Raw genomic sequence first — 16,129 nt, 5'->3', positions numbered from 1 at the left:
GGCGAGGTTTCGAGCTATATAATTATTATTTTCTGCTAAAAATAAAATTTCCTACGAAATGGGAACATCAAATTACTACAAACTCCACAATCTTGCCAAACGCCTGTTAGCAGACGTATTTTAACCGACAATTCTTAATTGAGCATGAACTTTTTCATCAATTAATTGAGGATATTCTTCTTCGAATTTCTCTTTTACCGACTTGTCTTTAATTTCTAATTGCTGGTGTAGATAGCCAAGTTTACGTTTATTTAGTTCTATAATCTCAGCCCAACTCATAACATATACCTCAATATTTCTCTCTGTTTTTTTATCAAACAAATATGGGGTTTCCCTATAAAGTTCTCTTTGAGATTTAACTTTAGATTTGGCATAAGCATTAAGTCTAGAAGATACAAGTATTAGTTTGTACTTAACCTTATCGCTTGGTAGTGCTGAATGCTGTTCTAATGTAAACGCATATCTATCTATCTGATTTAATTCTTTTAGTCCAATAGCACATTTAGGTGATTTTAGTTCTACGATCATTATTTCTTTCTCATCAGAATCAGTTATTTTTTCATTATAAAAGAATAAGTCTGTAATGTCGTCAAGATTATTTTCTTCTATTAGATTTTCATCATCTTTAGTAGGTTCGTAATCTAAAAACTTTGAATGTAATTCATCAAGAATATTTCCAATTTTTTTATCTGACCATAAATGTGGAGTTCCATTATAATTTTCACCAAAAACCCATAACTCGTTTTCAATTATTTTATGTAATTGACTTCTTTCTTTGAGTACATTTGAAATTTCGCCGTAAATAATTTCATGTAAAAAATTTAAAAATTCTAATTTTTCACTTACTTGACTTGCAAAATGTATAACGTCTTCAAGTTCTGTTTTCTGCAAAAGAGAGTTGAATTTTTCAAGATTTTCATCAGATAATTTTAGTATCTTACTAAATATATATTCAATATTACCATTTGAAATTGTTTTATCTAAAAGTGGATATAAAAATGTCCTAATTTTATTGTCAGATTGAATTAAATGATGTTCGTCTTCGAGTAAATAAGCAATTTTTTTGAATACTATTTCTTGTAAATCTGATGCTGGTCTTTCTTCTCTATAAGGATAATATTTGTCAGACTCCAAACTCGTGATAAATTTTTCAAATTTCTTATTTCTGTTTTTGAAAAATTCATTAATCGTATTTTTTACTTCGCTTTTTAAATTTTTTATTTCTTCTTCTCCGAGTGACTCTATATCAAGATTCCTAAATAGGTCAATATCGAAGAAATTAGAATCAACATAAATAAACCATGTACCTAAATCAGGAGTATACCAATCTGATGAATAAGTGTATTCATGTGCAACAGATTTTACACCAGCATTGTCTGTTTGAAAAAAGACTTTAACTTTATTTAGTTGAGATTTTATATTATAAAAGTAAAAGTTGATTTCATGATTTTTACCTCTTTTATCGATGTAAATAACTTGTTTGAAACTAGGAGTTTCAGCAACAAAATCTTCTTTTTTTAAATAGTTGCCATTAATAGTAAAATTTACTTTGCTATTGAAAATTTCATAGGGATAATTTTCAAATAAACTTTGTCCAATATTTTCTAACAGAAAATTGTTTGTTATTCTATTCTTTTTTAATGGTTTATGCTGAATATTATGGTGTAAATTTTCAATCTCAACTTTGTAGTATGAATTTTCATTACTATTTTCAAAAAAATCATAGTCAATCTTCAAGTCAACATTTTCAAGAGCTATATCTTCTAAATCTGTTGTGTCAATTCCAAAAACTGTTTTACTAAATTTTGATTCTTTTTCGTCATAAGCTACGGTATCAATTTTCATAAGTTCACCGATTTGAAAAGAACTAAATCTTCCAATACCTTGACCGTTGTTTTTTACATTTGTGCCTATTTCAAGTATCGTTGTTTTAAAATTACTTTTTGAAACGCCATGACCATCGTCAGTAATGGAAATTTTTTCTATTCCTGATTTGCATGTTATAGTAGGATTGTACGTAATGTCAATTGAAATATTTTTCGCATCAGCTTGAATAGAATTATTTATTAATTCTTTAAATGCTTTAAATGTATCACCATACTTTGTAAAGTGACTTTTGATAACTCTAGTATTCGTCGTAATCCTTTCAGATGTTGTTTTCATGCTGTTATTTTAATAAGTCGGCTAACTTTCAAATTTACGCATTGCGTTAATCTTATTTATATAACTTTCGTAAAGCCATTTCTACTGCTAATATAAAATTAATTTTAATGACTTTATTATCAATTAATTTTAATTTAGATTGGCGGATGTTTTATTTAGAAAATCAATCTCAAATAAATTATGCGTGATTACTCCGAAAGAATTTGAAACTGTGAATTATAGTTCAAATTAAAAGCTTTTGTCAACAACAAAAAAAGATTAATACTGTAAAATCTCATTACTTACAAATAACCTACTTATATCTTCCTTCCTCTTTTTTTCTTTTCAATTGGAATATCTTCATTATTATAATTCAGATTTTGATTTCCAAATCGCAATAAAGATAAAAATCTAACACTATTTTCTGAATCTTTGAAGATTTCAGTAAAAGCTGAAAAAGGAATATTATTTTCTTCACTCAGTTTTTCCGCAATCTTACCCATTTCAGAAATTAAAGTATCTCTGTCATATCTATCGACTATAGGAAATCGATACCGTTTAAATTTGATCTCTCTTTCAAGAATATTACTAACAGAATCTAAATATTTTTTCTTTTCAGAAGCAAAAACAGTTGGGTCGGACAATAGAACAGCATTTTTGTTTTTGAATAGATGTACTTGCTTTTGTAAATAAATAACCTTTGTATTGAGCTCAGTAATTTGTTTTGACTTAGATTCCAATTCAGTTTTATTTTTTTGAATTGTGCTTCTGTAGCTTCGAAATGCTTTTTCATAATTCGCGATTGTTTTGTCAGTCTTAATTTTTTTAAAACCTAGAAAATCATTTTCCTTTACAACCAGTCCCTCCGATTTTGTCAAACTCATTTCAGATTTCATTGTATTGAATCTTTCTTCCAAAACTTTGAGATCTTCTTCTTTTTGTTGAATCTTAAACTCAATCGCTTCCAATCTTCCTCTAGATCCAGAAATCCCTCTCTCCATATTCAGGCACTCTGCTGTCAGATCCTGCATTTTTGAATAATGGAAGGATTGATGTTTGAGTGTTTTTCCAGTTTCCAGATCTTGCCAATCAGCCACCAAATGAGCGTGGTAATTTGGTTTCCATTCTTTCGTGACTTTATCGGTATGACCTTCGTCTTTATGAATAGCAATTTGAAAAACACGGATTTTCAGTTCATCTTCCAGTCTTTTTGCCAAGTTTTGAAGCTCCAACATCGTTGTATTTTCTTTGATAACAACAACTGCTTCCCGAATCGGCATTGCATTTTTCTGTAATTTTCTTCCGGACTTTTCTTTACAATACGCTTCGATCTTTTGGATCCTGTCAGCTATTTTCTGCTCCATCCAATATTCGTTCTTTGGTGTCAGATCTTTACGGATGTAATTAAAAGTTTTCTTTCTAAAATTATGGGTTTCAGAGTCCGATTTGACTGCTTTGAAATTAATTGAAGTCTTCATTAGTCTTCATTTTTTAAGTTTGTGCTATATGTTTCCAATCAAAACTGTTGTATAAAAATTATACAGCAATTAATTTTACCTGTGCATTTTTTACGCACCTTCGTTAATAGAACTGCGTATTTTTTATACAGGTTGTTTCCAGTCAACCTTATGTTATTTTACTCAGGCTAAAGCCTCGCAGAGCGTATTTGAAACTTTGTTGGGAGGAACGACCTTCAAAGTTGCGAATGCGCTCCTAACTTCTGCGGTTAGTTAGTAAAACATACAGCAAGCTTTATCAACGTTTCCTTTTAAAACCATTTAAATTTTTAAGTTCAGGTTCCTGATGTATTACTTGTAATTCGTCCGCTTCAGGAAATTTTTCAGATCGCTTTCCTGATTTATTAGCTAAATCATTTTTTATTCGATGTATCAAAAATTCGTTGAGATCTTTATGGTTGGAATAAATTCCGGAGTAATCTTTTGCTTGCGAAAAAGATTTTATGATCTGAGATTTACATTTAATTCCCGCATTATCGTTATCGAGAAACAGATTGATATCAGAGTAGTTTTTCAAACGTTCTATGGATTTGTTTAAAAGAGCAATGGAATTCATTACAAGAATATCTCCTGCGAAAGATCTCTGCATTTCGACAAAAGACAAGGCATCAATAAAGCCTTCAAAAACTGCTGCACTTTTGATATTTTTAACTTCGACACTTGATATGTCCTGTAAACCACAATTGAGATTAATTATTGAAATATCCTTTTTCAACAATGACCCTTTATAAAAAGAATTACGAAGCTCAAAGCCTCCGGATAAATTTTCAAAGCCAATTGCGTAGAGTTTCTTTTCTCCGACTGTAAACCGCACCTCTTTTATGTAATCATAGATTTTAGGACTCAATCCACGCTCCTGTAAATATTTTTTCAGGTTTGGATTTTCTAAGTTCAGTATTTCAGTAATTCTGTAATTTGGTTCCGACTTTTTAAAATGTCGTTCTTGCTGATGAAAAGAAGAAAAATTTTGTTTTTGCGCCCAGTCTAAAATTTCATTGACCGAGGTGTTCAAATACTTTTTCATAAAATCGGTGTTGTTACCACCTACACCCTCTGAGTGCAGATACCAGGCATTAATTCTTTTATCTAATTTGAAAGAGGCTTGGGATTCGCTGACAAATGGGTTGAGATACCAAGCTTCTTTTTCATTTTGTTTCGTGGGAAGGTGTCCGAGGGAAAGGAGGACTTCTTCCAACGATATGCTGTTGAATTGTTTGCAGTTCATAATGTTAAATTTTGAGTATTTTAGATGAGATATTTTTGTAGAATTGTTGAGTAAATCTTGTAACTTATCGATTAAATACAATTTGCATATTCAACAAAGTCTCAACAATTCAACAAACTAGAGTTCTTGCGCTCAACAAACATTCAACAAAAAGCGAAGTTTTAAAGTTTGTTGAGGATTTTGTTGACTGTTAAGTATTTGATTTTATTTTCATTATCAGTTAATTCAACAGTTCAACATATTTACCAAGGATAAAATCCTTTTTTATCGTGAAAAACCGACCAACTGAATTGTTCTGGTAAAAGATTCCAGCAAAATCAATATCGTATCTGATATAAGTCAAACCATTAGTTTGTGGAACTAATTTCCAAGTTTCTTTGAGTAGATTTCGAATATCATTTCTTGTCCAATACGTTGGTCTGAACATTCGATTCATCATATTTAGCAAATCCTGTGGAACAACATTGATCTGCTCATCATTATTGCTTTCAAAAAACTCATACAGCAACTCAATTATCTTAGATTCCAGTTTATTATTATTCTTAAAAACTAATTTTTGAAGTGCTTTAGTTCTTATTTCATCGGCAGAAAACCACATTCTGGTTTTCTTCTCCGTTGAAAATGATCGATCAATTAAAAACCGAAGAAAATAGGGGATCTCTGCAATGAGATTGCTTAGAAACTCGGTATTTTCAGTTTTAATAGGATTAATTTTTAGAATCCAGAATCGGATTTCATTTTCATCAATCTGAATGAAATTTTCTTCGTTATTGGAACACAAAATAAACTTGGCGAAAAAGTCGATTTCTTCTCTGTCTCTTCCTTTGGCTTCGAGTTTATCTTTATTGGTTGTCGATAGATATTTTAATCGTTCAGTAATTTCTTTTTTATCGAAGAAAACTTCATCAATAGCCACCACTAACATTGCTGCCCAATCGGAATTAAATTGACTTCCAAAAGAATCACCTTTAATGTAGGTCATGTTCAAACCGAAAATCTCTTTCAACCATTTGATGAATGTAGATTTTCCGGTTGATCTTTCTTTAGAAACCAAACATAAAATTGGTAGAATTTGCGTTGGAAATTGTAACAGAATTTTCAAGTAATCCAAACCCATTTCCAGCTGTTCGCCGAAAATATGGTCGACAAATTTTAACGAGAAAGGAATCGAGTTTTTTAAACCTTCCTTTTCACAAGAAGGCGCAAAAGGAATTTCATTATAAATATTATAAAAACCTTTAACGATTTGTTGATAATCTAAATGTTCCGGAATACAGCAAAACCCATCATATTTCGGAATATCCTCAACAAAACTTTTTCCGTGGTCGTTGATAATTGTTTCCCGATTCCAACGAACCAAAACCGAAGTTGTATCACCAGAGATTAAGGGCTTTTCTATGTTTTTATAGTAAGTGGTTCCAACTCTCAAATAAGGGGATTTCTTGCTCATCTTGACAGATTTTGATTAGAACCAATATTTGACTGTCGTGAATTTTTCTTAAAGCTGACTTCAGCTTCTGATTGAATTTCCTGTAGAGTTTTCTTTTTACCTTTAGAAATCCAGTCTAAAAGTTCATCTTCAAAAAAATAAAGTTTCTTCCCATTTTTATAACAGGGAATTTTTCGGGTTCTGACCAATGTGTAGACAGTTGGTTTTGCTTTGCCAATTAATTGGCAAGCTGCATCAATGTCAATCGGAACTCTCTTTTGAGAAATCACAGGAACTTCTTTTCTTTCTACAAGAAACTTAATCTCTGCGATTTCGCTAACTAAATGTGCGACTGCTCTTGGCAAGTTTTCAAATGAAATTTCGTTACTATCCATAACTAATTGTTTTTAATTGTTATGGTGCAAAGAAAAAAAGTGATTCCTCCGTGATAGCCGTAAACACGCAATTACAGAGAAATCACTCTACAAACACTTTGTTTTGTAATTTTTTATAAGTTTTTTAGTACGCCAAATTTTCTTGAATTTTGATTATGCCTTTTTTAGGCTCGTCCTTTAAATGTGATTTGATGGTATCAACATCAATATCATCAAGCGAAACGAACACAGTTTTTAATAATTTCGAAACTCGTTCTTGTTTTATAGGTTTAAAATGATTCCAAATATTCCAGCCAAAATGATAGAGATCAAGATTTGAAAGTTCTTTAGTAACGACTGAAGTGTGAGGTGGGATTTCTTCTTGTTTTGAATAGAGACTTATTGATTTGCAAATTTCAGCAAGACTTTCGTCAGTTACATATAAAGCAAATTGATTACGGGTATAATCAATAGCTATTTGTAATTTTTGATTTTCAATCTGTTGCTTTTCTTGAAGTTGAACTTTTCTTATAGACTCCAAATTTACCAATACAGAAGTTTGAGCTAAATTATTTTCCTGTGAATCTTCGTTGAAATGAATTGATGAATTATCGTTTATTATTGCTTCTTGCTCCTCAATTTTTTCATCTAAAATATTAGCTGGAACTGATTTTATTAAGGTGTTTTTTGAATTCTTACGTTTCTGTATGATTTTTTTTATACCTACTAAAATTACATCCAGAAATAAAATAATAATACCATAAATCAAAACACTAAAAGCGGTAATTGACCAAAAAACAATATTCGCAGTATACTCATCTCCGCCTTTATGAAGAAAAGAAAGTCTTGCCAATGTTCCTGCAACTACACATACGAGCAGAACCGAAAGATAAATAACTATATATTCGAAATATTTCAAATTCATTTTTGTAAGTTCTTTAGATGAATGGCTTGTGAGGCTTTATTTTTCTTTTCATCTACCACTTTTGCGTAAACTTGAGTAGTTTTTACATTTGTATGACCAAGCATTTTACTCACAGTGTAAATATCTGTTCCACTCGAAAGTTGTAGAGTAGCAAAAGTATGTCTAAAATTATGAAAAGTTATTTTTTTGGTAATTCCTGCACTTTCAATCCACTTTTTAAGTGGTCGAGAAATCCAAGCTGGATTAGTTAAATTCCTGAAGATCAAATCAGTCGGAAGCCCTACTTCACCACAAAGCTGTAATGCTTGTTTAGAAATCGGCATATATTCTACACCTTTTGTTTTTTTCTGCGTGAAATTGATTTTTGCTTGCTCATTTTCAATACTTATTTCGTCCCATGTTAGTTTTTGGATATCAGAATGCCGTAGACCGGTTAAAGCTGAAAATAGTGCTGCACGTTTAAGAACATCGAGTTCGCAAGGTGTTTCAACCAAGGTATTAAGTTCTTCCAGAGTTAAATATTCTCGTCTTGACTCTTCGTGTGGAATCGATTTTACTTTAGCAGAAATATCAGACGTAAAGTAACCATCAATAAAAGCTTCTTTTAATGCTGTTTTAAAAACAGAAAAGTATGTGGAAGCGGTATTCTGGGAAATAGTGTTCTCCTTATTACTTCCACTTTTTGCAGTCAAAAGATATGATTTAAATTTTTCACAGAATTTTGTATTTATCTCTGAAAAGGTAATTTTTTCACCTCCAAAATCTTTTAGAAATTTAATGGAGCGATACCAATTTATTTGTATAGATTCGGAACTGTTTTTATGCCTCTTAGTGACTAGCAAATCAAAATATTTGACAAAATCCTCCTGAGATTTTTCTTTTTCTTCCGCCTTTATTGCGTCGAGTTCACTGTAGAGTTCTATATTATCATATTCTCTTTGACGTAATTTGCGAAGAGAATCTGCGTAGATCATTGTTTCTCGGTCATTTTCACTTTTACAAACTATAATTCCGTTATCATCTCTTTTAGGTTTAAATGAAACTGAATCTTGCGTAGTTCTTGCAGGCCTTTTTTTGTCAAAATCTACAGTTGTGACACTTCGGTTCAAATATTCCCGAACTCGTTGTGCTTTCTCTTTACCAGGCAAAATCACAGGATAACTTTCCAAATAAATGAACCATTCTTTTCGGAACTCGGCCTTTCGCAATCTTACTGTAACTTTAGTTTTCAATAATTCTTTCATTTTCCGTCAAAAATTTTATCGATTAAATTTTTAGGCACATACACGAAACTTCCAACTTTTTTTGTAGGAATCTTGTTTCTTTTAATAACATTTGAAACCGTGCTAGGATTAGCATTGAACTTCTCGATGACTTCTGAAATCGTATAGCAATTACCGACTTCAAAATTGGGTTTCTCAATTGCTATTTCTTTTTTCTCAGGTACTTCAACAGCTGAAAACAAAGCTTCCAAATCTGACCGCTTCACACGGGTCAGTCTTGTTCCTAAGTTAGTTCCAGTAATTATTCCTCTTTTTATATACCTGTGAATAGTATCTTTAGAAATTCCAAACATAACTGTAGCTTCAGCAACAGAAATAAATTCCCTTGTTTGTACTTCAGCAATCTTGTTTTTATATTTTAGTAAAAGAATTTCTTTTTCAACTTTTTCTTTTTCAAGTTTCTTCTTTGCCTTTAACGATTTATTATTACAAGAAGTAGAACAAAAACGACTTGTAACTGTCTTTGCTTCAAAAGGCTTTGAGCAATGCTCACAGACCCTCGGTATTTTTAATTTACTAAATCCCATTCTGAAATAACATCCTGCACATTTTCTGTTTTTTGGCTTCTAAAATAAAATAAGACGCATAAGACGCACATATTATCCAAATAACGATCGGTACAAATAAGAGACAAAAATACAATAAAAAATGATTAAAATCAACTATTACCAAAAATTACAAAACAAAAAAAAATCGCTGTAAACATTACATTTACAGCGATTTGCTAATTTATTTCAATCGATATTAATCGATAATAATTGCTACCTATTTGACTTCTTCGAAGTCTGCATCCTGTACATCCTCAGCTCCAGCGTTTCCACCAGCATTCTGAGCTCCAGCACCTGCATCAGCACCTGGCTGTTGACCCGATGCATATAATTCTTCAGAAGCGGCCATCCATGCTGCATCTAATGCTTCAGTTTTAGCTTTAACATCATCAGCGTTTTTAGCTTCGAAAGCTATTTTTAATTCTCCATGAGCTGCTTCGATTGCTGCTTTTTTGTCAGCAGAAAGTTTCTCACCGAATTCTTTCAATTGCTTTTCAGTCTGGAAGATCAATCCGTCAGCTTTGTTGAAGATTTCAACTTCTTCTTTTCTCTTAGCATCTGCTGCAGAGTTTTCCTGAGCTTCTTTCTTCATTCTTTCGATTTCTTCGTCAGAAAGACCTGAAGAAGCCTGAATTTTGATAGACTGTTCTTTACCTGTTCCTTTATCTTTAGCAGATACGCTTAGGATACCGTTAGCATCAATATCGAAAGTTACTTCAATTTGAGGAACTCCTCTTGGTGCTGGCGGAATATCCTGAAGATCGAATCTACCGATTTCCTTGTTATCGTTGAACATTGATCTTTCACCTTGTCCTACTCTGATGCTTACTGCTGGCTGGTTGTCAGATGCAGTAGAGAATACTTCAGATTTCTTAGTTGGAATGGTAGTATTCGCTTCAATTAATTTAGTGAATACAGAACCCATTGTTTCAATACCTAAAGAAAGCGGAGTAACGTCAAGTAGTAATACGTCCTTTACATCACCTGTCAATACACCTCCCTGGATAGCGGCACCAATTGCTACAACCTCATCCGGGTTAACTCCTTTAGATGGTTTTTTACCGAAGAATTTTTCTACTTCTTCCTGGATGATTGGGATTCTTGTAGAACCACCTACCAAGATTACTTCGTCAATATCAGAAGTTGATAAACCAGCATCTTTTAATGCTTTAGCAACAGGCTCCATAGATCTTCTTACAAGATCAGCAGATAATTGCTCGAATTTAGCTTTTGTTAAAGACTTCACTAAGTGCTTAGGGCCAGTAGCAGTAGCTGTGATATAGGGTAAGTTGATTTCAGTCTGAGGAGAAGAAGATAATTCAATTTTAGCTTTTTCTGCAGCTTCTTTCAATCTTTGAAGAGCAATGGCATCAGATTTTAAATCTACACCTTCTTCAGCTTTGAACTCGTCAGCCATCCAGTTGATGATCACATCATCAAAGTCATCACCTCCTAAGTGGGTATCACCGTTTGTAGACAATACTTCGAATACACCGTCTCCTAAATCAAGGATTGAGATATCGAAAGTACCACCTCCAAGGTCATATACTGCGATTTTCTGATCTTTATGGTTTTTATCAAGACCGTAAGCTAATGCTGCAGCTGTAGGCTCGTTGATAATTCTTTCTACTTTAAGACCAGCAATTTCACCAGCTTCTTTAGTAGCTTGTCTCTGTGCATCATTGAAGTATGCAGGAACAGTAATTACCGCTCTTGTTACTTCCTGTCCAAGATAATCTTCAGCAGTTTTCTTCATTTTCTGAAGAGTCATTGCAGAAATTTCCTGTGGAGTATATTCTCTATCGTCGATTTTTACTTTTACTGTATCGTTTGGTCCGGCAACTACTTTATATGGTACTCTTGTGATTTCAGAAGCATCATCTTTAAAATGAGTTCCGATAAATCTTTTAATAGAGTAAACAGTCTTTGTTGGATTCGTTACAGCCTGTCTTTTTGCAGGATCACCTACTTTTCTTTCTCCATCTTCCGTAAAAGCTACGATAGAAGGAGTAGTTCTCTTACCTTCTGCGTTAGGAATAACAACAGGGTCTTTTCCCTCCATTACAGCAACACAAGAGTTGGTTGTTCCTAAGTCAATTCCAATTATTTTACTCATAATATTTTATATTTTTTCTATTTTTAATTTAATTTACACTCTCAATTTCTCAATATCTGTACCATTCGAAGAATTATGACAAAATGACACAATAAAAATAAAAACCCCGATAAATTGAGGTTTTTATATGGTTTAATATGGAAATTTTTTCCTACAAGATTTTATCAGAATGCCATAAATAAGCTTTCCAGGATTTCAATAACTATTTTGAGATTTTTTCTGGTACGTTATAGTACCACAATAAACTGTCATGACTGATCAGAGGTATTCTCTCATTTTTCTTCATAAAAATAAAATTTGATCCATATCAATCCCGTAAAAAAGTATTGATTATCAACATGATTATATCAGTCCAACAAATTAATTCACCAATCTTTAAAAATTAATCAAAGTTTAACCTAAGAAATAAGGTGATAGTCTTTGTGAATTATTATTTTTGATAAAATATACACATTTAGAATGTCAATACACTTTAATCCAAGAGATATTACATGGCTTGCCTTTAACGAAAGAGTTTTGCAGGAGGCTATGGATGAAAAAGTACCCTTACATTTAAGAATACGTTTCCTGGGAATTTTCTCCAACAATTTAGATGAATTTTTCAGAGTACGTGTTGCCGGATTAAAGCGTGCCATGGATTTTAAGGAAAAAGTGATTGCTGAATCTTTCTATCAGCCTCCTACCAAAATCCTTCAGAGAATTAACGAGGTCGTTATGAGACAGCAGCTGAATTTCGATAAAACCTGGAAAAAAATCCAGACTGAAATGGCTGATCATAAAGTTTCTATTAAAAACGCCAAAAACCTGACAGCAAAACAGAAAGAGTTTGTCCGACAATATTTTGACGAAGTGGTAGAATCCAATGTGATCCCGATTCTTCTTCATGAAAATACACCTATGCCCTACATGAGAGATAAAAGTCTTTATCTGGGCGTAGCCATGAGAAAAAAAGACTGGCAGTATTCCAGCAATTATGCAATTATTGAAATTCCTTCCCGTTTTGTGGGGCGATTCGTATTGCTGCCAACGGAAGATCCGGAAGAAAAAAATGTCATGTTACTGGAAGATGTGATTACTTTCAACCTTCCTCACATATTTTCTTATTTCGGATATGATGAGTTTGCTGCCAATGCCTTTAAAGTAACAAAAGATGCGGAACTGGATCTGGATAATGATATCAGAACCAACTTCGCAGAAAAGATAGAAAAAGGACTCAAAAACAGAAGAAAAGGAAAACCTACCCGTTTCGTTTTTGATAAAGATATGGATAAAGCTCTGCTGGAACTTCTTATCAGAAAACTGAATCTGACCAAGAAAGACAGTATCATTCCCGGAGGAAAAATTCATAATTTCAAGCATTTCATGGACTTTCCTGATGTTTTTGAAAAGTATGAAAGACCGGTGGAAAGAACCTCTTTTACCCATCAGGCATTTGAACATGGGGAAAGAGTAACGGATGTTATTTTAAAAGAAGATGTTCTCCTTACTTTCCCTTACCATAAGTATAATCCGGTGATTGACCTTCTTCGCGAAGCCGCCATGGATCCGGATGTGAAATCCATACAGATCACGGCTTACCGTCTGGCCAGCAGCTCAAAAATCATTAATGCATTAATCTATGCGGCACGAAATGGTAAGGAAGTGACAGTGATGCTGGAACTTCAGGCAAGATTTGATGAAGAATCCAATCTGGAATGGAAAGACATGCTGGAACCGGAAGGAATTACCGTTCTTGTTGGTATTCCCAATAAAAAAGTACATGCCAAGCTTTGTGTTATCAAAAAGAGAGCCCACAACAAAACAATTCAATATGGATTTGTAAGTACCGGAAACTTCAATGAAAAAACGGCAAGAATATATGGAGACCACCTGTTGTTAACTGCTGACCGTGGCATCATGGCAGATATCAATAAAGTCTTCAATGTATTGAAAAAACCGAAAGATGATTTTATTTCCATTTTGAAAACTTGTAAAAATTTATTAGTTTGCCCTCAGTTTATGCGTGAAAAAATTGTTCACCATATTGATAAAGAAATTGAAGAAGCTAAAGCAGGACGAAGAGCAGAGATCATTGTAAAAGTAAATTCTCTGAGCGACAGACTGCTGATAGAAAAATTATATGATGCCGCAAAAGCTGGCGTAGTAACCAGACTGATTGTAAGAGGAATCTATTGTGCCGTCAACCAAAAGGATTTTAAAGAAAAAATAAAAGCTATAAGTATTGTAGATGAATATCTGGAACATGCCAGAGTAATGTATTTCTACAATAAAGGATCAGAAGACATGTATATTTCTTCTGCCGACTGGATGACAAGGAATCTTGACTACAGAATTGAAGCAGCCGCTAAAATTACGGACAAGAACCTGAAGAAAGAATTAAAAGACATTCTTGACATTCAGCTTAGGGATAATGTAAAAGCCCGAATTCTGGATAAGAGACTGAGCAATGAATATGTAAGAAATGAAAAACAAGAATGCCGATCACAAATAGAAACCTATAAATATTTAAAAGCTAAAACAAGCAAAAAATGAAGATAGCAGCGATAGACATAGGGAGTAATGCAGCCCGCCTTCTTATCAATGAAGTAAAGATTAATAACAGAAAACCTGAATTCATCAAACTTAACCTTCTCAGAATTCCTCTGAGGCTGGGAATGGATGTTTTCACCATCGGAAAGATAGGCCCGGAAAGAGAAAAAATGGTCATTGACTCCATGAAAATCTTCAGTGACCTGATGAAAATATACAAAGTAGATCATTATAGAGCCTGTGCTACCAGTGCAATGCGTGATGCCACCAATGGTAATGAAATCATCAATCTGGTAAAAGAAACGTCAGGTATTAATATTGAGATCATTTCCGGTGATGAAGAAGCAACGCTCATCTATGAAAATCACGTAGCAGAAGGTCTTGACAAAGAATTTGCCTATCTATATATTGATGTAGGCGGAGGTTCTACAGAACTTACCTTTTACGAAAACGGTAAAATGGTTTACGAAAAATCCTTCAATATCGGAACAATCCGTCTTCTCAACAATCTTGTAACGATGGACAACTGGAAGGAAATGAAAGATGAAATCAAGAAAAATATCATCAGCAAAAAACCAATTGTAGCCATCGGGTCTGGAGGAAATATCAACAAAGTATTCTCCATGAGCAAAACCAAAGACGGAAAACCAATGTCTTTGTCTCATCTGAAAAAGGTTTATAGAGAGTTCAATGAATTGTCTGTAGAAGAAAGAATGAGCAATTACAACCTGAGAGAAGACCGTGCAGACGTATTGGTACATGCTCTGGGAATTTTCAACAACGTAATGTCCTGGTCTGAGATCAACAGGATTTTTGTCCCTAAAATCTCAGTAGCAGACGGATTGATCCATAATATTTACAGTCAGCTGCAACATAAAAAATAACAGCATACAAACAATATTGAAAGCCAGCCATTTTTGTGCTGGCTTTTTCTTTGAGAAGCTGTTTCGCGCATTGTCATTGCGAGGAGCAACGCGACGAAGCAATCTCTATGCTCTCTCATATTATTAAGTTTTGGCTAAAGCCAATAAGAAGATTTACCATTTTTAAAGACGAGCTAAAGTCCACCCCTATTGAATTTTAACACAAACATTTTTTATCTTTTATCTTTTATCTTCTAATAAAAATTTTTCAGAATTTAAAGTAAAACCTCATCTTCATCCGTCATACCTGTATCAATAGCAAAGCAATGAACCCAATCAAAATAATTCTTACAGGAGCTACAGGAATGGTAGGCGAAGGTGTTTTAATGGAATGTCTTGAAAATCCTAATGTTTCTGAAATCCTGAGCATAAGCCGAAAACCCTCCGGAAAAACACATCCCAAACTGAAAGAATATCTTATCCCTGACTTTCTATCCATAGATCTTCATGATGAAAACCTGAAAGGCTATGATGCCTGCTTTTTCTGCGCAGGAATAAGCAGTGTAGGGATGAATGAAGAAGACTACACCAAAATCACTTACGATACAACCCTCCATTTTGCAAAAGCTGTTTTAAACCAAAATCCGGACATGGTTTTCAGCTATGTCTCCGGAGCAAGCACAGACAGTACAGAGAGTGGTAAACTGATGTGGGCACGCGTAAAAGGGAAAACAGAGAATGATCTGAAAAGAATGAATTTCAAAGGAGCTTATAATTTCCGTCCCGGATTTATGAAACCCGTTGATGGTCAATTGAATGTAAAATGGTTTTTTAAACCTTTTATTTGGATTTTTCCTGTTTTTTTCCAATCAAAATCATTAACTTTACACGAAGTGGGTAGAGCAATGATCAAAGTGACACAAAATGGATACCCAACATCTACTTTAGAAATTAGAGATATTAAAAATTTAGCACTATGAGAGACATGTTAAAAAGAATTGTTCTGGTTATTTTTGTACTGTTGCTTGTGACTGCTGTTTCAGGATATTTTTATATGCAGAAACATCCGCTGGAAGGAAATAAATCAGGAACGATTTTAAATTTTTCCGGAAAATCAGGAAAATAATTTCATCTCAACTCTCTTATTCGAACAAAATTCTATCTTTTATCAGAAACAA

General features: G+C 33.3%; 13 protein-coding genes. 4 read left to right on the top strand and 9 right to left on the bottom strand.

Annotated features, from left to right (window positions below; genetic code table 11):
• Positions 1-120: 120 nt before the first annotated feature.
• From JOE44_RS22755 to dnaK, 9 genes are all read right to left on the bottom strand, one after another.
• Entirely contained in the window at positions 121-2,163 is a 2,043-nt protein-coding gene (locus JOE44_RS22755) for an ATP-binding protein (protein WP_209787892.1), read from the bottom strand.
• A gap of 296 nt (positions 2,164-2,459) precedes the next feature.
• Positions 2,460-3,359: a hypothetical protein gene (locus JOE44_RS22750; RefSeq protein WP_209787889.1), complete on the bottom strand. Its 900-nt coding sequence runs from the start codon at positions 3,357-3,359 to the stop codon at positions 2,460-2,462.
• A gap of 538 nt (positions 3,360-3,897) precedes the next feature.
• Positions 3,898-4,884, bottom strand: coding sequence for a toprim domain-containing protein (locus tag JOE44_RS22745; protein ID WP_209787887.1), 987 nt, complete (start codon positions 4,882-4,884; stop codon positions 3,898-3,900).
• A 220-nt stretch (positions 4,885-5,104) separates the two neighbouring features.
• Entirely contained in the window at positions 5,105-6,334 is a 1,230-nt protein-coding gene (locus JOE44_RS22740) for a primase-helicase family protein (protein WP_209787884.1), read from the bottom strand.
• Entirely contained in the window at positions 6,331-6,708 is a 378-nt protein-coding gene (locus tag JOE44_RS22735) for a helix-turn-helix domain-containing protein (protein ID WP_209787881.1), read from the bottom strand. The genes JOE44_RS22740 and JOE44_RS22735 overlap by 4 nt, the downstream gene beginning before the upstream one ends.
• Before the next feature lie 124 nt (positions 6,709-6,832).
• Positions 6,833-7,612 carry a hypothetical protein gene (locus tag JOE44_RS22730; RefSeq protein WP_209787878.1) on the bottom strand — a complete coding sequence of 260 codons (780 nt, stop codon included), beginning with the start codon at positions 7,610-7,612 and terminating at the stop codon, positions 6,833-6,835.
• The gene (locus JOE44_RS22725) at positions 7,609-8,856 is read right to left on the bottom strand and encodes a site-specific integrase (protein WP_209787875.1); all 1,248 of its coding nucleotides are present in this window, start codon (positions 8,854-8,856) and stop codon (positions 7,609-7,611) included. The genes JOE44_RS22730 and JOE44_RS22725 overlap by 4 nt, the downstream gene beginning before the upstream one ends.
• Positions 8,853-9,422 (bottom strand): helix-turn-helix domain-containing protein, encoded by a 570-nt coding sequence (locus JOE44_RS22720; RefSeq protein WP_209787873.1) that lies wholly within the window; start codon positions 9,420-9,422, stop codon positions 8,853-8,855. Before JOE44_RS22720 ends, JOE44_RS22725 begins: the two co-directional genes overlap by 4 nt.
• A 238-nt stretch (positions 9,423-9,660) precedes the next feature.
• Positions 9,661-11,559: a molecular chaperone DnaK gene (dnaK, locus tag JOE44_RS22715; protein WP_209787870.1), complete on the bottom strand. Its 1,899-nt coding sequence runs from the start codon at positions 11,557-11,559 to the stop codon at positions 9,661-9,663.
• 459 nt (positions 11,560-12,018) lie between these two features.
• Between dnaK and ppk1 the strand changes: the two genes are divergently transcribed.
• The 4 genes from ppk1 to JOE44_RS22695 all read left to right on the top strand — a co-directional run bounded on the left by ppk1 (position 12,019) and on the right by JOE44_RS22695 (position 16,077).
• Positions 12,019-14,091 (top strand): polyphosphate kinase 1, encoded by a 2,073-nt coding sequence (gene ppk1 / locus JOE44_RS22710; protein ID WP_209787867.1) that lies wholly within the window; start codon positions 12,019-12,021, stop codon positions 14,089-14,091.
• Complete coding sequence (locus tag JOE44_RS22705) at positions 14,088-14,972, top strand: exopolyphosphatase (protein ID WP_209787865.1); 885 nt, start codon at positions 14,088-14,090, stop codon at positions 14,970-14,972. The genes ppk1 and JOE44_RS22705 overlap by 4 nt, the downstream gene beginning before the upstream one ends.
• A gap of 305 nt (positions 14,973-15,277) precedes the next feature.
• A complete protein-coding gene (locus JOE44_RS22700; RefSeq protein WP_209787862.1) occupies positions 15,278-15,931 on the top strand; it encodes an NAD-dependent epimerase/dehydratase family protein in 654 nt (217 codons plus the stop codon).
• Positions 15,928-16,077 carry a hypothetical protein gene (locus JOE44_RS22695; RefSeq protein ID WP_156106575.1) on the top strand — a complete coding sequence of 50 codons (150 nt, stop codon included), beginning with the start codon at positions 15,928-15,930 and terminating at the stop codon, positions 16,075-16,077. Before JOE44_RS22700 ends, JOE44_RS22695 begins: the two co-directional genes overlap by 4 nt.
• Positions 16,078-16,129 lie beyond the last annotated feature (52 nt).

The sequence above is a fragment of the Chryseobacterium sp. PvR013 genome, from assembly GCF_017833095.1.
GTDB classification, from domain to species: domain Bacteria; phylum Bacteroidota; class Bacteroidia; order Flavobacteriales; family Weeksellaceae; genus Chryseobacterium; species Chryseobacterium culicis_A.
The sequence above is the reverse complement of the archived record's forward strand: the minus strand, read 5'-3'. Positions and strand labels throughout refer to the sequence as shown.